Origin of the sequence: Indolivaga alginatilytica, from assembly GCF_003201355.1 — a bacterium.
In the GTDB taxonomy this organism is placed as follows: Bacteria; Bacteroidota; Bacteroidia; order Bacteroidales; family Dysgonomonadaceae; genus Dysgonomonas_A; species Dysgonomonas_A alginatilytica.
Genome location: NZ_QICL01000011.1, coordinates 114043 through 136910 on the forward strand (window position 1 = coordinate 114043; position 22868 = coordinate 136910).

At 34.8% G+C, this 22868-nt stretch carries 20 protein-coding genes; 9 read left to right on the top strand and 11 right to left on the bottom strand.

From position 1 onward, the window contains the following. Positions 1-68: 68 nt before the first annotated feature. The 3 genes from CLV62_RS10315 to CLV62_RS10325 are packed head-to-tail and all read right to left on the bottom strand — an operon-like array spanning position 69 to position 4000. A complete protein-coding gene (locus CLV62_RS10315; RefSeq protein WP_110310701.1) occupies positions 69-2015 on the bottom strand; it encodes a fimbrillin family protein in 1947 nt (648 codons plus the stop codon). Positions 2016-2057: 42 nt separating this feature from the next. Then, on the bottom strand, positions 2058-3041 hold the full coding sequence (locus CLV62_RS10320) for a fimbrillin family protein (RefSeq protein ID WP_110310702.1): 984 nt from the start codon (positions 3039-3041) through the stop codon (positions 2058-2060). Between the two features lie 32 nt (positions 3042-3073). Then, positions 3074-4000, bottom strand: a complete 927-nt coding sequence (locus tag CLV62_RS10325; RefSeq protein WP_110310703.1) for a fimbrillin family protein — start codon at positions 3998-4000, stop codon at positions 3074-3076. Positions 4001-4592: 592 nt separating this feature from the next. Between CLV62_RS10325 and rplU the strand changes: the two genes are divergently transcribed. Together rplU and rpmA are read left to right on the top strand one after the other, a co-directional pair. Continuing rightward, entirely contained in the window at positions 4593-4904 is a 312-nt protein-coding gene (gene rplU, locus CLV62_RS10330) for a 50S ribosomal protein L21 (protein ID WP_110310704.1), read from the top strand. Between the two features lie 20 nt (positions 4905-4924). After that, complete coding sequence (gene rpmA, locus CLV62_RS10335) at positions 4925-5194, top strand: 50S ribosomal protein L27 (protein WP_050709385.1); 270 nt, start codon at positions 4925-4927, stop codon at positions 5192-5194. Between the two features lie 35 nt (positions 5195-5229). On the opposite strand, the gene CLV62_RS10340 is transcribed toward rpmA, so the two are convergent. The 3 genes from CLV62_RS10340 to CLV62_RS10350 form a co-directional block, all read right to left on the bottom strand. Beyond that, a complete protein-coding gene (locus CLV62_RS10340; protein WP_110310705.1) occupies positions 5230-5988 on the bottom strand; it encodes a DUF4276 family protein in 759 nt (252 codons plus the stop codon). A gap of 9 nt (positions 5989-5997) precedes the next feature. Beyond that, positions 5998-7158, bottom strand: coding sequence for an AAA family ATPase (locus CLV62_RS10345; protein WP_110310706.1), 1161 nt, complete (start codon positions 7156-7158; stop codon positions 5998-6000). A gap of 79 nt (positions 7159-7237) precedes the next feature. Continuing rightward, on the bottom strand, positions 7238-8137 hold the full coding sequence (locus CLV62_RS10350) for a GumC domain-containing protein (protein ID WP_110310707.1): 900 nt from the start codon (positions 8135-8137) through the stop codon (positions 7238-7240). A 431-nt stretch (positions 8138-8568) separates the two neighbouring features. On the opposite strand from CLV62_RS10350, the gene mdh reads away from it, so the two are divergent. The 7 genes from mdh (at position 8569) to CLV62_RS10385 (ending at position 16363) form a co-directional block, all read left to right on the top strand. Then, positions 8569-9510 (top strand): malate dehydrogenase, encoded by a 942-nt coding sequence (gene mdh, locus CLV62_RS10355; RefSeq protein ID WP_110310708.1) that lies wholly within the window; start codon positions 8569-8571, stop codon positions 9508-9510. 245 nt (positions 9511-9755) lie between these two features. Continuing rightward, entirely contained in the window at positions 9756-12113 is a 2358-nt protein-coding gene (locus CLV62_RS10360) for a family 20 glycosylhydrolase (protein ID WP_110310709.1), read from the top strand. Positions 12114-12380: 267 nt separating this feature from the next. Further along, positions 12381-13505, top strand: a complete 1125-nt coding sequence (dnaN, locus tag CLV62_RS10365) for a DNA polymerase III subunit beta (protein WP_110310710.1) — start codon at positions 12381-12383, stop codon at positions 13503-13505. 217 nt (positions 13506-13722) lie between these two features. Then, entirely contained in the window at positions 13723-14493 is a 771-nt protein-coding gene (locus CLV62_RS10370) for a 3'-5' exonuclease (protein WP_050709378.1), read from the top strand. 216 nt (positions 14494-14709) lie between these two features. After that, positions 14710-15291, top strand: a complete 582-nt coding sequence (locus CLV62_RS10375) for a 50S ribosomal protein L25/general stress protein Ctc (RefSeq protein WP_110310711.1) — start codon at positions 14710-14712, stop codon at positions 15289-15291. A 16-nt stretch (positions 15292-15307) separates the two neighbouring features. Further along, complete coding sequence (gene pth / locus CLV62_RS10380; protein ID WP_110310712.1) at positions 15308-15871, top strand: aminoacyl-tRNA hydrolase; 564 nt, start codon at positions 15308-15310, stop codon at positions 15869-15871. Positions 15872-15937: 66 nt separating this feature from the next. Next, entirely contained in the window at positions 15938-16363 is a 426-nt protein-coding gene (locus CLV62_RS10385) for an RNA-binding S4 domain-containing protein (protein WP_110310713.1), read from the top strand. A gap of 131 nt (positions 16364-16494) precedes the next feature. Here CLV62_RS10385 and CLV62_RS10390 read toward each other — a convergent pair whose 3' ends face one another. The 5 genes from CLV62_RS10390 to CLV62_RS10410 form a co-directional block, all read right to left on the bottom strand. Continuing rightward, entirely contained in the window at positions 16495-16977 is a 483-nt protein-coding gene (locus CLV62_RS10390; protein ID WP_110310714.1) for a hypothetical protein, read from the bottom strand. Between the two features lie 16 nt (positions 16978-16993). After that, positions 16994-18211, bottom strand: a complete 1218-nt coding sequence (locus CLV62_RS10395) for a C10 family peptidase (RefSeq protein WP_110310715.1) — start codon at positions 18209-18211, stop codon at positions 16994-16996. A gap of 100 nt (positions 18212-18311) precedes the next feature. Continuing rightward, positions 18312-20273: a membrane protein insertase YidC gene (gene yidC, locus CLV62_RS10400; RefSeq protein WP_110310716.1), complete on the bottom strand. Its 1962-nt coding sequence runs from the start codon at positions 20271-20273 to the stop codon at positions 18312-18314. Between the two features lie 138 nt (positions 20274-20411). Beyond that, positions 20412-22022 carry a CTP synthase gene (locus CLV62_RS10405; protein WP_110310717.1) on the bottom strand — a complete coding sequence of 537 codons (1611 nt, stop codon included), beginning with the start codon at positions 22020-22022 and terminating at the stop codon, positions 20412-20414. 143 nt (positions 22023-22165) lie between these two features. Next, positions 22166-22720, bottom strand: a complete 555-nt coding sequence (locus CLV62_RS10410) for a hypothetical protein (RefSeq protein ID WP_110310718.1) — start codon at positions 22718-22720, stop codon at positions 22166-22168. Positions 22721-22868: the final 148 nt, after the last annotated feature.

Genomic DNA, 22868 nt, shown 5'->3' on the forward strand with positions numbered 1-22868 from the left:
TTTCTATGTAAAGCAAAAGAGATACCTATTAAATAAGTACCTCTTCTGTTTTGCTGAGTAAAGACGAATTAATTTCTAAGACATCTAACCGATTCGGCATATGTCTTAAGAAGGTTGGCTTCTACCCAGACTCCAGTGTTACCATAATCTATATAAACTCTTTTTCCATAAGCTGCATTATATTCAGTAGTACTCCACCACTGACCATAAAGGTTTATTTCGTTGAAGGTACCATTATCAAGTCTTCTTCCTCCTGGTAGAGCATCAAACCCGGTAATGTTACTATTATTGACTGTAGTACTCCACATTCTCATTGCTTTTAACTTTTTACCTGCATTATAATAAGGTGCTGTAGCTGTTCCTGCTGCATAAATCGAAAGAGTCTTAAATTCATCATGCGTTGGTACGTGCCATCCTTTGGGTGCTAAATTGCTAGGGTTGGTTGCAGTATTCCATGTATAAAGTCCTCCTAACAGATTTTTATTGGCAATGCTATTGTTATAGTAATAAGTTTCTGCTGGCGATCCGTCTCTATGGCGTTCTACTCTCAGATTTTCACGCATCCAATATTGAGTTCCTATTTTTACTACACCATACTTGTTTTCGTCAATATCAGTCACCATGTCAGGTTCTAGAGTTAATGAGTATATGGCATCTGCACCAGCAGCAGAAACATCACTTTTGTCAATTTGTACTTTGTTGATGATATCACTCTTGCCTGCTGTATAAGCCATCAGGTTGGTTGGTTTATGCCAGCTAACACTGCCTCCATGTGTTGTTATTGCAGTATTAGGATCGTATTCGTTATTTCCGTTTAATGTTGTTTGCATTATTTGTGCAACAAAACCTCTAGTCAGATCGGCGTTAGAGTTTGCATCCATTGGATATACAACAATTGCTTGTACATCTATTGCTGTTCCGCTAAGTAAGTACTCTTTGCTTACTTCAGCAATTTGAATTCCTTTATCCATCACCTTATATACTCTTGTCAGACTCCAATTGATGCTAGAAATGTCGATTGCTTTTTTTACTGGCTTATTGATGTTTCCTTCAATATCGGGTGTTGTTGTCCAATCTTGAATCTCATCAGTAGTTACTGAAATACCCGTCCTTGAAATTGTAATATTAAAAGTATATTGTTTTTGAGAGCTGAATATTACTTTGTTAGCTGCTTTATAAGTATATGGAGTTGTACCTTCAGCCGATCTTATCGCAAATAATTCTGCTGAAGCTGTAATTGTTTGCGGAAGAACTATCGCTTCAAATGTGATGCCATAGCCGGTTGTCGGATTATTACGCTTGCGTGGGATCAGATTCTTAACTTGAGAGCCCGATGCTATTGATACTGTACCCGAAGATAGGTCAACTTTTGCATCAAGATGCAAATTGAGAAAGTTGGCACTAAAGTTCTGAACTTCTTCTTCTGTAAAATCTCTTTCCGATTTGATATTGATAATAACCTTACTCATTTGGTGAGTAAAAGACAAAGGGATTTTATTTTTTGTGGGGCTAGTAGCTTCTGACTTCGCCCACAAGAAATCGCTTGTCATAAGAGATTCTGCCTTACTTTGGTCTAATTTTGCCGAGAATGGATAATCTTTGGCATTGGAGGTTGTTGCAGCTTGGTTATACGGGTAATAGGCATATAACTCTACTTTTGTTTGACCGCCAGCCCAAGGGAAATATACCCCTTGCGGTAATGTCCAAGAAGTTCCATTATATATATGTTTGATATTAGGAGCATAACTATCTTGTATGTCTCCTATTATTTGATTGTTACTTAAATGAGCTACAGCATATACTCCTATTTCATCATTCTCCTGAAATGAAGATCCGCCCATTCTGTTTGTAAGCCCTTCATTTATATAGGGTGATAAAGTAATAGTGTTTTCTGTTACTCCTTCTTCCGGGCTTATTGTATCACTGATATTGTCACATGAGGTTATATTCAGTACTGTGAAAATACCAAATATAACAGGAAATAGTGACATTGTTTTTGTTAGTAAACCTTTCATATAAGTTGTTATATATCGTGTAACAAATTTCCTTTCGTTAAATTAGAAAGAGGTTTTATTTACTAATGAGATTTTTCGTTCTATGCTAGAGTTTTGAGTACTTCTTGCATTTGCCTCTCCAATTACTAGATTGAAGGTATAAGACATGCCTGACTCAAACGAAAGAGGGCTATCTAAAGTAAAAGCAAATAATTGATCGTTTACTGTTACTGTAAATAAAGATGTTCCGGTTTCTACTAATTGAGGAATAATGATCGCACTAAATGTTTTATCAAATCCTGTATTTGCAGTATCATGAAGATATGGAGTTATCTCATAATTAGTGTTAGTACTTATTTTTGAGATATCCGCAGTTCGCATATCGATCGAGGTATCTTTTATTAGGTTATGAATGGTAACAGATTCATTTCCATTCCCTAAATTGCCATACCTTACGTTAAGGACAACTTTTGAGAGTATATGTCTAAATGTGAGCTTTGCGATTGTGTTTGTGTTCGATAATTCATCATACTTAGCCCATAGGAAATCACTTTTTTGAGAAGACAAGCTTTGGTCACTTTCCACACTGAAAGGGTATGCTCTAAGGTCTGTTTTTCCAGGTGCTCTGCTCATTTCATAATCAAACGGGTAATATGCATATAAGTCAGCTTTGGTTTGCTCGGTTGTCAGATACAACTCTTCACCATCTTTGCTATTCCAATAAGTTCCGTCATAGGTGTATTCTGTATTCATAAAATCAGAGATAGTTCCTATGGGCATTGGAGTACTATTTTTGTAATCAACCATGTATAATCCAATATTGTCATTTTCAGAGAACCCTGATTTTGAAGATCGTGTTTTCAATTTAGAGCTTACAATATCTGATACAACACTTACTCTTAGTGTATCATTGTTTCCGCATTCACTATCACTAAGACATGATGTAAAGATTAAGCAAATGCTTGTTATTAATAATATGTAGAGTTTTTTTGTCATAATCTGATAATACAATGGCTTATAAAAAGGATATGGATTTAGATTTGCCATATCCTTTTTATTATTTTCTTATTCAGTATATTTTAAGCTATTTCTCCTTCTCCGTCTATGTTGCCACCATTTTGCCAATCTACAATACTAGATGTAACTGTAATTCCAGCCATATTTACTGTAATGGTGTAGTTATAAGCGGTTCCCATTGTTAGTTCTAGTGCTGCTGTAGGAGCATATAGATATGCAACACCACCAATTGTAACTCTTAGCAGAGTTTGTCCTGCTTTCACCGTTTGTGGTACTACAATTGCAGCTGCGCCTGTTAACTGGAGGTCACTTGCAGTTCCTGTCGGTACATTATATGCTTTAATAGTTGTTGCCGTACCATCAGCTGCAACACTTCTCTTTTCAAAGTCTACTAATGCTTCATTGTTTAATCCTAGTACTTCGATAGAGCTTAATCCTTCTAGACTTGCACCATTTCCCTTTTTAACGGTAAATGTAAGTTTCGAGAATAAGTGATTAAATTCAATAGGCACTGCGCTAGTTGTTCTTGCAATATTTGCAACAGATCCGAAAAGAACGTCTGAGTTTAAATAGTTATCCTTTACTGTCTGATCAGCCTGAATACCGAATGTATAAATGGATCCGACACCTGTTACAGATTCATTGTAAGGATGATAAGCCATTAAATCTACATTTCCACCATCAGAAGGATAGTACATTGAAGAAGGATAGGTGAAGCCTCCACTACCATTAGCTGTAAGTTTAATATTATCATATAATACAGTAGTGTATGGATTGTTAGTTACCACTAACCCTACTTCTTGACCAGATTCAATTTGAGTGTTTTGTGCTGTCGAACGAGTAGCTAGTTGGTTTATAGCACTTGTTAAACGGATTTGGGTTTGCTCGTTAGATCCATTTCCTGTTAATTCTTCATCTTTTGAACAGCTCGAAAAAATGATTCCGGAAGTAATTGCGATTAATAGAAATTGTAAAAATCTTTTGTTCATTTTATATAAATTATAATTAATAGATAGATGTAACTCTTATGCAAAGATATACTCTCATAAATTAGGAAAAAAGGCCTAATGCTCATTTTTAACACAATGGAAAATCCATATATTTGTTCTGTTTTGTTATATAAGTATATGATATATGTTATGGTGTTTAATAGATCTAGTTTATTGATTTTGTTGTTTTATTTATTTAATATCCAATGTTGTATATATTGATTGCCTGTGTCTTTATTTTGTGTTTTTTAATTTTATGTAAAGTGTACCTATAAAGTGTTCTTTCGAATCAATATGGCGTATTTATTTACATTATCTTAACTCAATTAGGGTAGGTGAAATGTTTAAAAATGTCATTATTTTCTCTTGTTTTTCTCCTTTTTGTGGAAGAAATAAGGTAGGCTTATTGTGTTTTTCAGATTGTTTATCCTTGTAAAATCTTTGAGTATTACATTTTTCTATAATCTTGTTTGTTTTTTAGTTGGATATTAAATGGAATATTTGTAATTTTGGCACCCGATTGCTAATAGGCAGATAAGAAACTATAAAGAATAGTTCGCCTCAGGCTCATAACTTGTAAAATATATTGCAGATGTACGCAATTGTAGAAATTCGAGGACAACAATTCAAAGTTGAGAAAGATCAGAAGTTGTTTGTTCACAGAGTAACAGCAGATAGTGGTGCTGATCTTGAAATAGAGAAAGTGTTATTAGTTGATAAAAATGGTGCTGTAACAGTAGGTGCACCTTTTGTAAGCGGAGCGAAAGTTATCCTTACAGTTGGAGATCAAGTAAAAGGCGATAAAGTTCTTATTTTCCACAAGAAGAGAAGAAAAGGATATCGTAAGTTGAACGGTCACCGTCAACAATTTACACAAGTTACAGTAAAAGATATTATTGCTTAATCAGTTAAAATTAGAAGAAAATGGCACACAAGAAAGGTGTAGGTAGTTCGAAGAATGGCCGTGAATCGGAAAGTAAACGATTAGGCGTTAAAGCATTTGGTGGTGAAGTAGTGAAAGCTGGAAACATCATCGTTCGTCAAAGAGGAACAACACATCATCCGGGTGAAAATGTAGGTATCGGTAAAGATCATACATTATTTGCTCTTGTTGATGGAGTAGTTGCATTCCGTAGAAAAAAGAACGAAAGATCATTTGTATCTGTAGTTCCTAAAACAGAAGCAGAAGCTTAATAGCAGATTCTTTAAAATAAGAAAAGCAGTTTGATTTATTTCAAGCTGCTTTTTTCTTTTTTTAGGATAACTGATTTTTGTAGCTCTCCATTTTTAAATCGTTCTATGGTCTGAATCAATTCATTTAAGGAAGGGGTTCTGAATCTTATATCATTCATTATTTTATTAAAATCGAGCCGATGGACTAATTTTTCTACTTGCCAGTATTTCTTGGTGTAGGATCTCCCTATCAATTTATATATCTTGTTGATGTCTTCCGATGGATGTTCTCGTGATATGGGGTTTACAGTATCGGGATTGAATCCTAGATTTTTTTCGATAAATCTTCCAGTCAGCTTTCTGTCGACTCTCAAAAAATGGCTGCTTTCAGCTAAAAACCAAGTTTCGACCTCTCTTACTGCAACCACAATATCAAAAGGACAATCTTTTTTCTTAAGAGGGTAGGGCAGAAATTTTAAACCTTGCTCGAGGCGGGGTAATTCTTCTATAGATAATGGATACAAATCTCGTAAGCCGATTATGCATGTGTAACCTGCCTCTCGTAAACTATTTATATTGTCTAATATTTCTGATTTTACACGGTTGTCCGATCCGCAATCGTAGATGAGTGCAGTGTATTCAGATTTTAGTGAGATGCTGTAATTTCTTACAAATTCGCGTTTCGGGGCATTGGTTCCTCCTGATATTTTTTTCAGCAGAACTGTAAGGTTCCCATAGCCAATAATCTCCTTTACAAGCCTATTGATAAAGACCTGCTCGGTTTGTCCTTCAACAAAGAATGCAATCTTTTTCATATATCGGCTTTATTCTTCCTCTTCTTTCTCTTCCTCTTGTTCGTCTTTGAATCCTTGAAGATAAAAATCTGTGGCTAAAAAATCAAAGTTATTTAATCCAGTATATTTAAAATCGTCAAATATTTCCCTTGCATTGTGATAGTTGTGAAAAACAGAAATATTATGTTTTCGTTCTATTACAGACCAATACCTTAAAGGTATTTTGTTCATTATATAGCGGTCGTTCGAAGTTATAAATATCTGTATATCTGAATTGTTGACTTTGTAGATCAAAATATCGATAAGAGATTTCGATCGGGCATAATCCAAACCTTCGCCTAAATCGTCAATAAGAAGACATACGGAGATTTTGCTGAGTAAGGCAAACTCCATTTGTATAAGAAAAGATAATGCTCTGAACATCCCTTGAGACATGTCTAGTTGGAGGGTAGGTTCAGATAGCTCTTCTTCTTGTACGGATATACCTATACCTAGTTTGTTTTTTAGTAGATCAATGTTAGTAACATCATAGCCTATATCGTGAAGATCGGAAATAATAGTATCTATAAAAGGCTGTCCGAAACGATTCTTGCCTTCGAAGAAAAGTTTGATAACATTGTCTGGGGAAAAGTCTTCTATTAATTTAGAGCTTTCCAGATCTTCTTTATCTTTGATGAGATGGTTCTTCTCATATTGATTTGTAAATGCATAATTCTTCAAAGCATTACTCCATTCGAATATCTCTGGTATGTAAGGATATTCATCATCTTTATCTTGGATGGAAGTAATTGGGTCTGTGGCAGCAATGTCTAATTTATCAAACCGGAGAGAAGTTTGTGAATAGATTATATTCTTTGTTCGGTTGTATTTTTCGATACCTTTTACTCGTAGAATTTCTTCAGTAATTAGTCGATTTTCTATTGATATAGTATATTCGTAAGTTATGTTATCTTCTTTTAGTATAAGATGATATTTGGAATCTTTAAATTTGAGGTTTGAAACCGGTTTTTTTAGAGATAATAGAGTTGCTATTTCGCATAAGGCAGATAAAGTTCTACTTTTTCCCACAGCATTTTTCCCCACGAAAAGGTTGATATTGTCAAATCTTACCAAATCGCCGTCTTTCCCCTCAATACCCCATTGATTGGGCTTGCCTTCTTCTCTAATATATTTGAAAAATTCTAATATCATACTTTCTGTTTGATGGTTATAGTTTTAACAGGCTCTGATTATTATGCTTGCCATAGCAATAAAAAGGTCTGAGACCTTTTTATTTTTCAAGAGAAAACGATCGTGAGCCTATCAGGCTGCCATCAGCAAACAAATCTACTCGATAAGTTCCCGGCATTAAATACTCTTCTACTTTCCAGTATAGAGTAACGGGCACTTCTTCGCCTCCATATTCGATAATTCTTTTGATAGAGTATTGAATTTCTTTATTTTCAAAAGGAAAAGTATTGGCTCTGTTTTTTACGAGAATGTCATCGTCGGGTTTCATTATTCGAACATATATAGTTCTTTCGCCCGGTTCTGCCGTAATGTTCTTAGTGATAGTGAATGAGACAACCAGTTGTTCTACACTCTTTATCTTCTTTTGTACTTTGCCTTTCGAATTGGTTGCTGCTACACTTATACCCGTTGCATCAAGCTTGGCTGCCCGTGTTACTTTTTCGGTCAGGTTAGCTCTTTCTTGTGAAACTTTGTTCAGTGTTTTGCTCGTTTCCTGATACTTGTTTGTAATTTCTTTATTTTGTTGTACCAGTCTTTCGTTAGCTCTGTTTAAAGAGTCTATTTGTACAATGTACGATTTCAGAATTTTGCGAAGGCTGCTAAGTTCATTATTTAAGCGACCTATTTCAACTTTATCAGCAGCTTTTACCGTACGAAGTTCTTCACGTAAACGTTGAACTTTTGCTTGTTCATTACTCAATTGTTGAAATAAAGAATCGTTCTTTATCGAAAGTTTAAACCCTTCGTATTGAGTATCTATACTTGCATATTCGTCTTCGAGCTGTTGTTTTGAGATTTCGTTTTGTTGTTGGCTTTCTTCTAATTTTATATTTTGTTTAAATATAAAATATGCTGCAACTCCCATTCCTACAATTAAACCCACTATAATGGCAATTAATATTTTAGTATTTCTTGTCGAAGGTTTTGTATTCTGTTCCATATAACTTTACTTTCTTACTTCTTTTGATATGTTAGACTTATATACAAATATATTAATAAAATGTGTGAGAGAGCCCAGCCGGAACAAAATTTTTCACGAATTAAGCTTTCCTTTAGCAAAGTGTATGGCTGTCAATAAGTAAATTATTATTCGAAGGAAATATCGAAATAACAATTGGCTTACATGTGAAGTTGCAAAAGCATATAATGAACGATTGGTGCTTAGAAAAACGTTTTCTAGGGGAAAACTTCTTGTCAATATTTTTTAATAATTGAATCGAAATTTAGCCCTGAAATAGTTCCTTTATTGCAAATAACAAATTACTTTTGTTTGTCTATTCGAAATAGATGTTGTTTATCACTAAACTTAATGGTAAAGTATTTCGAATAATTTACATGTAATCTAATTTATAACTATAAAACAAAATTATCATGTCTAAAGTAACAGTTGTGGGAGCCGGTAATGTCGGAGCCACTTGTGCAAATGTACTCGCATTTAAAAAAATTGCTGACGAAGTAATAATGCTTGATGTAAAAGAAGGTGTTGCCGAAGGAAAAGCAATGGATATGAACCAAACAGCTCAATTGCTTGAGTTCAGTTCTAGAATCAAAGGTGTTACTAATGATTATGCTGCAACAGCTAATTCGGATGTAGTAGTTATCACATCGGGTATTCCTCGCAAACCAGGTATGACTCGCGAAGAGTTGATCGGTGTAAATGCAGGTATTGTGAAGAGTGTTGCTGAAAATATTCTAAAATATTCACCTAATGCTATTTTGGTTATTATTTCCAATCCAATGGATACAATGACTTATTTAGCTTCTAAAGTTACTGGTCTTTCAAAACACCGTATTGTAGGTATGGGAGGAGCTTTAGATAGTTCACGTTTCAAATATTATTTGAGCGAAGCTTTGGGTGTTAACCCTACTGAAGTAGAAGGTATGGTTATTGGTGGACATGGTGATACTACAATGATTCCAGTGGCGCGCTTAGCTACTTATAAAGGTATTCCAGTATCAGATCTTTTATCAAAAGAAGCTTTAGATAAAGTTGTTGCTGATACTATGGTTGGTGGAGCTACTCTAACAGGTCTGTTGGGTACTTCAGCTTGGTATGCACCGGGAGCAGCAGGAGCAGCAGTTGTAGAATCTATTATTCACGATCAAAAGAAAGTTGTTCCATGTTGTGTTAGCCTGGAAGGTGAATACGGACAAAACGATATTTGTATCGGTGTGCCTGTTGTATTAGGTAAAAACGGTTGGGAGAAAATTATCGACCTTAAACTTACAGCAGAAGAAAAAGAAAAATTCGAAGCGTCTGCAGCAGCAGTTCGTAAAACCAATAATGTATTGAACGAGATTAACGCTATCTAATACACCGGGTAGTTATAATCTAATTTATACAATAAGAGGGGAAGTCTTTTAGTAGATTCCCCTCTTTTTTTGTGAAGGCTATACATGTTTTGATGATTAAGAAAGCCTCTACCTATGTTATATAACATAAAGGGCTTTTTGTAGGTAAGGCTATATGTCATTTTTGATTATCTTAGCATTCTGATCGATTGTTAAATAACATATACGTGTAGTTAACCTTGATTAAATAACTAAAAATATTATCTATGTTGAAAAAACTTATACCGGTATGCACTGTGGCATTAGCCATGTTAGTGTCATCTTGTGGTAGTACTGAAACACCTATTCAGAAGCCCTATAATGAAGGCATAAATGTTACTCCAATACCACTGGAGTTAAAACAAAATGAAGGAAACTTCGAACTTACAAAATCTGCGGTATTTGCAGTAAATGATCCTTCCTTAGATAAAGTTGCGTCTTACTTTGCTGCTAAAATTAAGAATTCAACAGGTTATGATTTAGATATCAAAACTGGAGTTCCGAGTTCTAACTTCATCAGCCTTAATCTTGATAAAGATATAGCTGTAAATGGCGAAGGTTATTTGGTGGAAGTGACAGAAAAAGGAATAGATATAAAAGCTAAAACTCCACAAGGAGTATTTTATGCTATGCAAACAGTAATGCAATTGTTGCCTGCTGAAATTGAAAGTCCGACATTGATAAAATACATAGCATGGAAAGTGCCTAATGTGAGTATTAAAGACGAACCTCGTTTTCCTTATCGTGGACAGCATCTTGATGTATGTCGTCACTTTGCTGATGTAGACTATCTGAAAAAACAGTTAGATGTATTGGCAATGTTCAAGATAAATACATTTCACTGGCATTTGACAGAAGATCAAGCATGGCGCATCGAAATAAAGAAATATCCTAAATTGACCGAAATAGGATCAAAACGTGTAGAAGGTGATGGTAGTACTTATGGACCTTATTTTTATACACAAGATCAAGTTAAAGAAATAGTAGCTTATGCAAAAGAACGCTTTATTGAGGTAATTCCAGAAATAGAACTTCCCGGACATGGTGTTGCTGCATTGGCGGCTTATCCTGAGCTTTCTTGTACAGGAGGTCCTTTCGAAGTACGTAATATTTGGGGAGTTGCAAATGATGTATATTGTGCAGGAAATGATTCAGTATTTCAGTTCCTTACAGATGTTATTGAAGAAGTAATCCCATTATTCGAAAGTGATTATTTTCACATAGGAGGCGATGAATGTCCTAAAATCAGATGGGAAAAATGCCCAAAATGTCAAGCTCGTATCAAAGAACTTGGTCTGAAATCTGATAAAGAGCATAGTGCTGAAGAAAGACTTCAAAGCTATTTCGTACAACGTATGGAAAAAGTCTTATTAAAGCATAATAAGAAAATGATAGGTTGGGATGAAATTCTTGAAGGAGGATTAGCTCCAACAGCTGCTGTTATGAGCTGGAGAGGCGAAGAAGGTGGTATTGCTGCCGCTAATATGGGACATGATGTGATTATGACTCCCGGTGGATGGTTGTATTTAGATAAATATCAAGGCGATTCTAAAATATTACCTGTTACTATTGGTGGGTTGCTTACTTTGGAAAAGACCTATGATTATGAGCCTATCCCGGAGAAAATAGCAGACGATAAAAAACATCATATCTTAGGTGCTCAAGGCAATGTATGGGCAGAATATATGTACGATACTGATCGTATGGAGAATATGACTTTCCCTCGTATTATTGCAGTGGCAGAAGTTAACTGGTCTGCTAAAGATAAAAAAGATTATAAAGATTTTGAACGTAGAATGAATAATCAGTTGGTACGTTTAGATTTCCATGGTATTAATTATTTTATACCTAACCCTGAACAAACAACGCCTTCTGCTAATTTTGTTGTGTTTTTAGATTCTACAACTCTTGAATTTAAAACCTCAATGCCTGTGAAATTTGTATATACTACGGATGGAACAGAGCCTACTTTGGCATCTGCTGTTTATGAGAAACCATTGACTTTCAAAGAAAATACAACTTTGAAAATCCGTACAGTATTGATGTCGGAAAAAATGGGGGAAACAAGAACAATTACTATCGAGAAGCAATCTCCTGCTCCTGCTGTTCAAAAAGCTGCTGGCGAAAAACCAGGCTTGAAAGCAGAGCATTTTAAAGGAGTGGCACGCAAAATGTCAGATTTAGAAGGTAAAACTCCTGATGAAGTTGAATATGTTGCATCTCCACAAAAAACGAAACATCGTGTTAATGATTATGTAGAAGTATATCCGAATGACTTTTACAGTACTATTTTAACAGGATATATCGATATTCCGGAGGATGGTGTATATTACTTTAGCACAGATTCTGAATTGTGGATTGATGGAAAACAATTGATAACTAACGATAACGGTAAAGATACAGCTCGCAGATTTTCGCGTGCTGATAAATCTATCGCATTAGCAAAAGGTCTTCATGCAGTTAAGATTGTAAGATTTGGAGCTATCTTCGGAGGTTGGCCTACTCAGTGGGATGTTATTACTGTATCTATGAGAGCAGATAAGGACAAAGAATTTAGTGTATTGAATGAGAAATCGTTTAAATAAATATTTGTATCACTAAAAATAAAATAAAGAGAAGAGATCTATTGAAAAATAGGTCTCTTTTTGTATCTTGTGGGGCGAAAATAGAATGTCTTAACGATATGGAATAAAAAGAGTTTTAAAATATTTATTATTTTGGAACATATTTATGGCTGGTTATTATTGTTTTTTAAAAACAATAAAAGGGTCTGTAATCATACTTTTTGTTCTTATAAAAAATATCGTTACTTTTGTTAGTAATAAAACGTAACTTAATAAAACCAACATTATATGAGATTTGTTGTATCTAGTACTGCTTTGCTGAGTCATCTTCAGTCAATTAGCAAGGTGATCAATTCAAAAAATACATTGCCTATTTTAGATTGTTTCTTATTGGAGCTTAATGATTCCACGTTGACGCTTACAGCTGCAGATACAGAAACTCGTCTTGTAACTTCATTAGAAGTAAATGAGGTTGAGGGTGCGGGCAAATTAGCAATCAATGCTCGTAACTTATTAGATCCATTGAAGGAGCTTCCCGATCAGCCACTTACTTTCGAGATAAATGATGATAATCTTGAAATATTTATATATTTCCACAACGGAAAATATAATTTTATCGGGCAGAGTGGCGAAGAATATCCACAACCTAAAGAATTAAAAGATACAGCTATCAGCTTGTCGATTGATCCTCAGATTTTATGTACTGCTATCAACAGAACGCTGTTTGCAAGTGCCGATGATGAGCTTCGTCCGGTGATGAATGGTATCTACTTTGATATAACTACCGAAGATCTTACATTTGTTGCCTCAGATGGTCATAAACTAGTGCGTAGCAAAACATTGTCAGTACAAGGATCTGAAAGAGCTTCTTTTATCTTGCCAAAGAAACCTGCTAACTTACTGAAAAGTATTTTACCTAAGGAGTCAGAAGTTGTTACTATCAAATTTGATGAAAACAATGCATACATAACCATGTCGAGCTATACAATGACTTGTCGTTTTATAGAAGGGCGCTATCCGAATTACAACTCGGTAATACCTCAAAATAATCCGAACAAAGTTATATTAGATAGATTGGCTTTTTTGAATGCTTTGAAACGTGTATCTGTATTCTCTAATCCAGCAAGTAGTTTGGTGAAACTTCAACTGTCAGATAACAAATTATTGGTTTCGGCACAAGATATTGATTTTTCAACAGCTGCGGAAGAAACTATTCCTTGTCAATACGAAGGTACTGCAATGAATATCGGGTTTAAATCGAATTTCTTGATTGAGATACTAAATAATATCCCGGCAACCGAAGTTTCTGTTGAATTATCTGACCCTTCACGTGCAGGGCTTATTTTCCCTGTTGAGAAAGGAGATACTGAAGATCTTCTTATGCTTTTGATGCCGATGATGCTTAACGACTAAATTAGTTTAAATCTGTTTTTTCTCAGGATAAACGGAATCTAACATCATTCGTTTTTATTGCTATATTTTCGAGCTATTTACTAACTAAAGCAATAAAAAAGGGTTACGACCTTAATTCGATTAATATTGATAATATAATAAGCAAATAATAAGCTTTATCACTCTTTAAAGATTATAAGAGTGGTAAAGTTTTTGCTTCAATAATACAGTTTACTCTATGGAACTAAATCTAAAAAATCCGATTGTGTTTTTTGATCTGGAAACTACAGGTACAAATACAACTCGTGATAGAATTGTCGAAATTTCTTATCTCAAAGTTTTCCCAAATGGTAAGGAAGAACTCAAGACAAAGCGTATTAATCCGGAGATGCCAATTCCAAAAGAATCGTCAGATATACATGGTATCACAGATGAGGATGTAAAAGATGCACCTACATTTCGTCAGATTGCTAAATCTTTGGCAGATCAGATTGAAGGCTGTGACTTGGCCGGATTTAATTCGAGCCGCTTTGATATTCCATTACTTTCGGAAGAATTTCTTAGGGTAGGGGTGGATATTGATTTTTCAAAGAGAAAGTTTATTGATGTACAGATTATTTTCCATAAAAAAGAACAACGTACATTAGAGGCTGCCTATAAGTTTTACTGTGATAAGAGTTTAGAAGATGCCCATTCGGCAGAAGCTGACACTTTGGCTACCTATGAAGTTTTCAAAGCACAGTTAGACCGTTATCCCGATTTGCCTAATGATATTGCGAAATTGGCGGAAGAGTATTCATTCTTTAATGATAATGTTGATCTTGCAGGGCGTATAATTAGAAATGAAAATGGGATAGAAGTATTCAATTTCGGAAAGCATAAAGGAAAGCCTGTGTCAGAAATTTTAAGAGCTGAGCCAAGCTTTTATGCGTGGATGATGGATGCCGATTTTCCTTTGAATACAAAGCAGGTGCTAACTAAAATAAAACTACGTGAGATGAATAGATAAGGTTTAGACTTTATCCATTCATTGAAAATTGACAGTAGTTTATAATAAAAATAAAGCAAAGTACATTTATGATACTTCTTATTTGTAAATAAGGCGGTTATTGTATTTGTTCTTAATAAATAATCAATTATCTTTGCAGTCGCTTTTCTGTAAAGCCCGTGTGATGGGGATAAGGAAGCAATCCTTAATTTGAGTAACACAATTTAAAATTAAAAAATGAAAACATTTGAACTAAAAGGATCATTAAGAACTGATCTAGGAAAAAAAGCTACTAAAGCTTTTCGTAAACAAGATGCTATACCGGCAGTAATCTATGGTGGAGAGAATTCAACAGAAGCAATTCACTTTACTGTACAAATTAGCGATGTTCGTAAATTGATTTACACTCCTGAGATTTTCTTGGTAGACCTTTCTCTTGACGGAAAAGCATACAAAGCGATTCTTAAAGACATCCAAGTACATCCGGTGACTGATGCAATTCTTCACTTAGACTTCCTTCATGTATTCGAAAACCAACCAATCGTAATCGACGTTCCTGTTGTATTAGATGGCTTGGCTGAAGGTGTAAAAGCAGGGGGTAAATTATCACTTGATACACGTAAATTGAGAGTTAAAGCTCTTTACACTCAAGTTCCTGAGAAATTGCACATAAACATCGAGCATTTGGCTTTAGGAAAATCAGTACAAGTTGGAGAATTAAACTTCGACGGATTAGAATTATTAAATGCGAAGAATGCGGTTGTATGTCGCGTTCAATTGACTCGTGCTGCAAGAGGTCTTGCTGCTAAAGGCAAATAATAAAATAATCTATTTAATGAAATACTTGATTGCCGGTTTGGGTAATATTGGTAGCGAATACCACTATACCCGCCACAATATAGGATTCAGAGTATTGGACGCTTTAGCTAAAGCGTCCAATATTGTTTTTACGGACAGACGATACGGAGAAACTTCGGAATTGAAAGTCAAAGGTAGAACTCTTATATTGCTGAAACCTTCTACTTATATGAATTTGAGCGGCAATGCTATCCGTTATTGGATGCAAGCCGAAAAAATACCTGTGGAAAATCTATTGGTAATTGTTGACGATTTAGCTTTACCTTTCGGTTCTCTCCGTTTGAAAGGGAAGGGGAGTGATGCAGGTCACAATGGCTTGAAAAGCATCCAGTCGATACTTGGTACGCAAAACTATGCCCGTTTACGTTTTGGGATTGGGAATGACTTTCCTAAAGGAGGGCAGATAGATTATGTACTGGGTCAGTTTGATGAAGAAGAAGAAAAAGCATTGCCCGAACGCTTCGAAATGTGTGAAGATATTATTAAAAGTTTTTGTTTGGCAGGATTGCAAAATACGATGAATCAATTTAATAATAAATAAGATCATCGGTCTGTTTATTATTGAATGTTTTATTTGTATCGCTGAACTACATTTATAGCCGGAGTTATGAAAGAAGAAAAAACTGAAGTTAGAATTGATAAGTGGTTATGGGCTGTTCGTCTTTTTAAGACACGAACCTTAGCTGTTGAAGCCTGCAAGAAAGGGCGTATAATGATTCAGGGAACGAATATAAAGCCTTCGAGAATGATTAGGGTGGGAGATGTTATACAAATAAAGAAAGCTCCTATAACTTATTCTTTTAAAGTTTTAGATTTGAGTGAAAAACGTATGGGCGCAAAACTTGTACCTCTATTTATGGAAGATGCTACTCCTCAATCGGAATATGAAATTCTAGAACTGAGTAAAGTTAGTGGATTTATAGATAGAGACAGAGGTGCCGGACGTCCAACTAAAAAAGACCGTCGCGATTTGGATGATTTCATTGACGATTCATTCTTTGATGAGTGGGACTTTGATTCGGATCAGGACTGAATTTTTCTCCTTGGTTAAGACATAGTGGTTCTTTTTTTTGTTAGAATTTAAATATACCCTAAAAGAAAGCGAGATATATAATTTATATATCTCGCTTTCTTTATCTTTTAGCAAAAACTTATTTGGAGTGACTATTTAACTATTTTGTAGATATAATCTTCTTTGGCGGACTCCCAATCCCAGATAGAGTCATTGAATGCAACCATTGTACTGGTTAGGATATTGGCTCCTTTATACACTTCTGTTTTAATGGTATCCATGTCATTTTCATTCCATTCAATATAAGTATAGGCTATATTTCCGCTTGTTGTTTTTTCGTTTAAGTATATAGTTATATAATATTTTTTACGTTCTCCTTTAGGTTTAGAAATAAGAAATCCCGGATAGTCCCGGTTGGGAAAATATTCTGAAGCTTTTATTTTCTCATTGTTAATTAAATAGTAAATATTTATCTTACTTGTGTTTATTCCATTAGGATTATTAGGGTCTAATAAATCATTCTCCTTTCCATCCACTACACAATAGTCTTGAAATGAATTTCGAGCGAAAGAATTCTCATCTTTATTACAGGCTGTGCATAGTACTGCGATTAGTGATATAATTAAGATTTTCATATTGTAAAGTTTTAAATTATTGTGGTCTTATATTGTATACCATTTTAGGCATATAGTTGTATGAATCACTTCCGGGTGACCAGTCATTACATGCATACCAGCCATCTTCCTGACCTGCCCATCCCCAGTTCATGTGTAGATATAACGTTGCTGCCCTACAGTTTTCAAAACGATTTATACCATCACAAACCCAAGCGTGTCCATCTTTATATATAAAGGGAAAGATTCCATTAGATTTTCTGCCTCCTTGTAAAATAACAGGACGTTTTCCTATAATTTCATTACATATTGTATTGAGATCTATATCTGTGTATGTTGCAGATCGATAACCATATTTGTTTTTTAATACATCTGGTATTTTATTTATATGTGAACCAGATCCATCACATCCATAATCCATGTTAAGATTGGATCCTATATCCTTTATTAAGCGAGCAGCTTCAAGAGCTCCTGCTTGATATCTTTCCTCTGCCATTAAGCTCCAATTATAAGTTTTTGGATATTCATAGTATTTCATAACTTGAGCCATAGCTATAGCTACACAGCCTGCAGGGTATTTACCTTGGGGGTTATACGCTACTTTAGGACAGGTGGAGCCGGGTATTAGATCGTTATATCCATCCCATTGACTCCATCTCGTTTTCAATAGAGGCTCTATTCTGGTGTAATATTCTTTACAGGTATTTTCAGGGCAAAGCTGAGGGTTTACCCCTATTATGTGTTGAATTAGACATGGATTGTATCCGGGATGGTCCGGATCGAGAATATATTCTGTTTGATTATTTACTGACCGGGTATTTAGAGCACCCTCTTTTCTTATATTTTCTATTCCTTTATTTGTGTCTGACATCCATTCTACAAGTCCACCAGGCATGTCTTGATAATCAAGTTGAAAAGTTCCAGAAGTAGAATAAGCTAAAAGAGGATATACTCTATTATCAGCAGCTAGGATAAGATAACCATTGTTATCTTTGTAATTAATAATATAATACGATGGTTTCTGCGAATCACCGAATGGAGTTATATTATCAACCTCCAGATATCTGGTACTTCTGGTTGAAGTAGAATCTTTTGGGTCAACAGGAAACTCGATCATGTTAGCAAAAGCGACAGCAACTCTTTGTTCAATAAAATTTTTATCAGTTTGGGTTATTTCTGCTATATCATCAGCTTTATTGCAAGATAATAAAAATAAGCAGACTAAGGAAAGTAGTAAAATCTTTCTCTGTCTCATATAAATGATAGTTTTGGTTAATTTATGTTATGTTAAATTATTCCAAATAAAAAAATCCTATGAATTTTTTCATAGGATTTTACTATTAAGTATCAGTATATTACTTTTTCTTCTTTTTATTTTGTCCTTTACCTTGTTGCTGTTGTACTCGTTGAGCTTGCTCTGCTTGCTCTTGCAGACGAGACATAAATCCTTTCTTCTTAGGCTTCTTTTTATTCTCTTCTAGTTTAGCTAAAACTTTTTCTTCATCGATGAAGTAACGACAAGCTAATGTTATTAATATTGTCATCAATGTCGACAAGAAGTAATAATAAGTAAGTCCCGAAGGATAGTTATTCAATACAAAGAAGAATACAATAGGCATCAACATCATCATCCATTTCATACCCGGCATTTGTTGTTGTCCGGTATTTGTAGCGTCCATATTGAATTTTGTATAGACAATATTAGTAACAGTCATCAGAATACAGAATAAACTGATATGGTTACCTAGCCAAGATGAAATATAAGGGATGTTTGTATTCCATTCGATTATAGCATCATATGTAGAAAGGTCATCAGCCCATAAGAAGCTTTGTTGACGTAGTTCTATTAATGATGGGAAGAATGAGAATAAAGCCAATAATATAGGCATTTGCAACAGCATAGGTATACAACCGCTCATCGGGTTAACGCCCGCCTGACTATATAGAGCCATCACAGCTTTTTGTCTTTCCATAGCCTTCTCCTGACCCGGATATTTTTCGTTTAATTCATCTACCTGAGGTTTTAGCACTCTCATCTTGGCAGATGACATAAATGACTTATATGTCAATGGTGATATAATCAACTTGACGATTAATGTCAATAATAAGATTACCAATCCCATTTGCATTCCTGTAGAAGCTAGTAGATTAAATAATGGAATTATAAAGTATTGATTAATGATACGGAATAAAGTCCATCCCAATGGGATTAATTTATCTAAATCCAATTGTTGCAGGACATCTTTCTGACCATCGTCATAGCCTTTCAGCATATAGTAATCTAATGGTCCAATGAAGTATCTGAATCCACCTTTTAGCGTACCTGTGTTGTCTACTACCGGCTTAAAGTATAGGGTTGCCTCTACCTCTTTCAGATAATCCGGTGACTGAAGTACTTTTGAGTGTAAAGAGGGAGATGTAAACTCGTTGTCTGCAATTAAAGTAGTTGCGAAAAATTGATTTTTGAATGCAACCCATCTGGCTCCGGTTGGAACTTCTTTATTATCATTGCTGCTTTCACTTAACTCTTCAAAGCTGCCATCTGTACCTTTGTAATGTATACGAGTGTATCTTTGTTCGTTCTTCTCGCTTTTTTCTTGTCTATGTAACTTCTGGGTCCAGTTAAGTTTAAACTTCTCAAGACAATCTACACTAAGTATATTCTGCATACCCACAACAGCAATGTCGAATTTTATCATATAGCTATCAGGAGCGAGAGAATATATAAAGTCGATATATTCAGTGTCCGTATAATTCATGCGCATTACAAGCGTTTGATTATCATCGGCAGAATTTTTAATCGGTGTAAATATTGCTTTGTCAGAATTTAATGCAATTCCTTGTTTATTTACCAGTTGTAAAGATAGGTTTGCATCAGCATTAAAGAGGTAAAGAGAGTCTCCATTGAATTTTTTATACTCTTTTAGTTGAGCACTAAGCATTTGTCCACCTTTTGTGGTAAAGTTAATCTTAATTTTCTCATTTTCTAAAGAGATTATTTGTTCTTTGGGCTGATCTGAACTGATCTGAGGCTGTAATGAACTAAGGGAATCTGTAGGGTTATTCGTTATAGAATCTTTCTTTACAGAATTGCCGGCAGTAAAAAAATCTGTAACGGGTGATTGTTCTTCTTTTGCAGGTTGTAGCGCATCTGCTGTTGCAATATCTTCAGCTACCTGATTTTTCTGAACATTAGAGATCGAATCTTTTTTTCGGTTTTCTCTTTCAATTTCTTCTTGACTTGGTCTTGTGAGGAATGTAAATCCCATTACGATAGCAACTATCAGAACTAAGCCAATACCTGTATTTTTATCCATTCTTAATTAATCTGTAGATTTATATAATTATTATGCAGAATAATTGTTATTAAGCACCGTAAAATATTACTGTTATATTATTAAGTTATAAGTAACCTTGATTAAAATGTTCTCTAAGTTACGAATAGGTCTGCAACCTTACTTTCTGTTTTTTATTACAGCTTTCACAAAACTCATAAACAGAGCATTGGGTGATAATACTGTACTGTTATACTCCGGATGAAATTGTACTCCCATGAACCATTTTAGTCCCGGTATCTCTACAACCTCAACTAAATCAGTCTCGGGATTTATTCCTGTGCATTTCATGCCCGCATCTTCAAATTGCTTACGATACTCGCTATTGAATTCGAAGCGATGACGATGACGTTCTTGTATAAGGGTTTTGCCATATGCTTCATGCACAAGTGAACCTTTTTTCAGGGTACATTTGTAAGCTCCCAATCTCATCGACCCACCCATATTGGTAATGTTCTTTTGCTCTTCCATCAGGTCAATTACCTTATAAGGGGTATGAGTATTCATTTCTGTTGAATTTGCATCCTCTAATCCTAAGACGTTACGAGCATATTCAATTACCATGCACTGCATACCTAAACATATACCGAATGTTGGTATATCATTTTCACGAGCATATTTTAAAGCAACAAACTTACCTTCGATACCTCGTTGTCCAAATCCAGGTGCAATAATGATGCCATCTAATGAAGATAGCTTATCGGCTACATTTTCATCGGTAATTTTGTCAGAATGTATAAATTGAAGATCCAGCTTATGATCGTTATATATAGCTGCTTGTAATAATGATTCGTTTATAGATTTATAAGCATCATGTAATTCCACATATTTACCTACAATACCAATTCTGATCGTTTCTTTAGCATTTTTCTTTTTATCGAGAAAGTCTCTCCATGGTTTTAACTCTGGTTTCGGACCCACTGCTATTCCCATTTTACGGAGAACGATTTCATCCATCCCTTGTTCCTGCATTTTAATCGGAACCTCGTATATGGTTGCGACATCAACAGATTGCATTACAGCATCAGGCTCAACATTACAGAATAATGCTACTTTCTTAAGAATATCTTTGCTTAGCGCACGCTCTGTCCGCAATACAAGCATGTCGGGTTGTACTCCCGATGATTGTAAACTTTTAACGGAATGTTGCGTTGGTTTTGTTTTAACTTCACCTGCGGCTGCTATATAAGGAACGTAGGTAAGATGTACGCAACAACAATGTTTGCTCCCTAATTCCCATCTTAATTGTCTTACACTTTCTATGAATGGCAGGGATTCTATATCCCCAACTGTTCCACCTATTTCGGTAATAACAAAATCATAGTCATACTTAGCACCAAGAAGTTTAATATTACGGCGTATTTCATCTGTAATATGAGGTACAATCTGAACCGTTTTGCCCAGATAATCACCTTTACGTTCTTTATTTATTACATTTTGATAAATACGTCCCGTAGTTATATTGTTGTCTTTATGGGTTGGCTCGTTCAAGAAGCGCTCATAATGACCTAAGTCTAAATCGGCTTCATGCCCATCTACGGTCACGTAACACTCTCCATGTTCGTATGGATTTAGCGTTCCGGGATCAATATTAATGTAAGGATCCAATTTCTGAATTGTAACCTTATAACCTCTAGCCTGCAATAGTTTACCTAATGAAGATGCTATTATACCTTTTCCTAGAGAGGAGATCACTCCTCCTGTAACGAAAATATACTTTGTATCAGCCACGACTGTATATTGTTTTAAAATGTTTCTAATACGAAAACGCAAAAGTACAAAAAATATCTATAGCACAGACGATTTATGAGAACCTTATTTATATAAAAACTCCCTTTTAATATCATTCAAAAGGGAGTTTTTCCAGTTAAACTTTATAAGGACATGTAACTTTTTCTTTTCGCTGTGAAGGGTGTTGTCTCTTCATCTATTTGTGGCATTGGGCCTTGATTGAAGAGAAAATCACGTAATGCATATAGAGGAGTCAAGTATATTCTATTTTCAACAGCCTGAATGTATTCGGCCTTATCTTCTATAATATTTATTCCTAATATAAATCCCTCATTGAGAATAAGTTGATTTTTTGTTGTTTGTTTTTTATTCAGAAATAATATCCTTTGATGATTCTCTCCCTGCATTTCTCTTTTTATGAAAATTGGTACTTCAGCCATCTGGTTATTGATCTTGCTGTAAGGGTTTTCTTGGTATTTATATTCATAAACAGGGTATCGGGTATTTACACGAATAATAGGATCAGATGAATTAGTAACCATAAATGAGGAATTATCGACATAATATCCCTCAACAGCTATACATGTATTATCTTTAGCAGATGACAGAATTTCTGCTAGGGATTGCTTGCAATTGTCTTGTCCTAAAGTAATTAGTTTAAACAGACAAAAAAGTGATAACCATAATATTTTCAGCATAATTTTTTAAGGAAATTTTATTAATTAAGGTTTAACGAGGTATTTTATATTCTGAAGTCGTCTAGACTAATTTAAAATAGTTAAAATATAAAGGAAGTATTAATTTAGTAATCGCTAAAGAACTAATATTTAATACTCCCTTATGTAC

Bases quoted from the DNA above. Each gene is read 5' to 3' on its own strand.
- CLV62_RS10370 (WP_050709378.1), top strand. From the start codon at position 13,723: ATGGAACTAAATCTAAAAAATCCGATTGTGTTTTTTGATCTGGAAACT.
- pth (WP_110310712.1), top strand. From the start codon at position 15,308: ATGAAATACTTGATTGCCGGTTTGGGTAATATTGGTAGCGAATACCAC.
- CLV62_RS10320 (WP_110310702.1), bottom strand. From the start codon at position 3,041: ATGGCAAATCTAAATCCATATCCTTTTTATAAGCCATTGTATTATCAG.
- CLV62_RS10350 (WP_110310707.1), bottom strand. From the start codon at position 8,137: ATGGAACAGAATACAAAACCTTCGACAAGAAATACTAAAATATTAATT.
- CLV62_RS10345 (WP_110310706.1), bottom strand. From the start codon at position 7,158: ATGATATTAGAATTTTTCAAATATATTAGAGAAGAAGGCAAGCCCAAT.
- CLV62_RS10395 (WP_110310715.1), bottom strand. From the start codon at position 18,211: ATGAGACAGAGAAAGATTTTACTACTTTCCTTAGTCTGCTTATTTTTA.
- CLV62_RS10340 (WP_110310705.1), bottom strand. From the start codon at position 5,988: ATGAAAAAGATTGCATTCTTTGTTGAAGGACAAACCGAGCAGGTCTTT.
- CLV62_RS10410 (WP_110310718.1), bottom strand. From the start codon at position 22,720: ATGCTGAAAATATTATGGTTATCACTTTTTTGTCTGTTTAAACTAATT.
- rpmA (WP_050709385.1), top strand. From the start codon at position 4,925: ATGGCACACAAGAAAGGTGTAGGTAGTTCGAAGAATGGCCGTGAATCG.
- CLV62_RS10315 (WP_110310701.1), bottom strand. From the start codon at position 2,015: ATGAAAGGTTTACTAACAAAAACAATGTCACTATTTCCTGTTATATTT.
- CLV62_RS10375 (WP_110310711.1), top strand. From the start codon at position 14,710: ATGAAAACATTTGAACTAAAAGGATCATTAAGAACTGATCTAGGAAAA.
- CLV62_RS10385 (WP_110310713.1), top strand. From the start codon at position 15,938: ATGAAAGAAGAAAAAACTGAAGTTAGAATTGATAAGTGGTTATGGGCT.
- mdh (WP_110310708.1), top strand. From the start codon at position 8,569: ATGTCTAAAGTAACAGTTGTGGGAGCCGGTAATGTCGGAGCCACTTGT.
- CLV62_RS10390 (WP_110310714.1), bottom strand. From the start codon at position 16,977: ATGAAAATCTTAATTATATCACTAATCGCAGTACTATGCACAGCCTGT.
- CLV62_RS10360 (WP_110310709.1), top strand. From the start codon at position 9,756: ATGTTGAAAAAACTTATACCGGTATGCACTGTGGCATTAGCCATGTTA.
- yidC (WP_110310716.1), bottom strand. From the start codon at position 20,273: ATGGATAAAAATACAGGTATTGGCTTAGTTCTGATAGTTGCTATCGTA.
- dnaN (WP_110310710.1), top strand. From the start codon at position 12,381: ATGAGATTTGTTGTATCTAGTACTGCTTTGCTGAGTCATCTTCAGTCA.
- CLV62_RS10325 (WP_110310703.1), bottom strand. From the start codon at position 4,000: ATGAACAAAAGATTTTTACAATTTCTATTAATCGCAATTACTTCCGGA.
- rplU (WP_110310704.1), top strand. From the start codon at position 4,593: ATGTACGCAATTGTAGAAATTCGAGGACAACAATTCAAAGTTGAGAAA.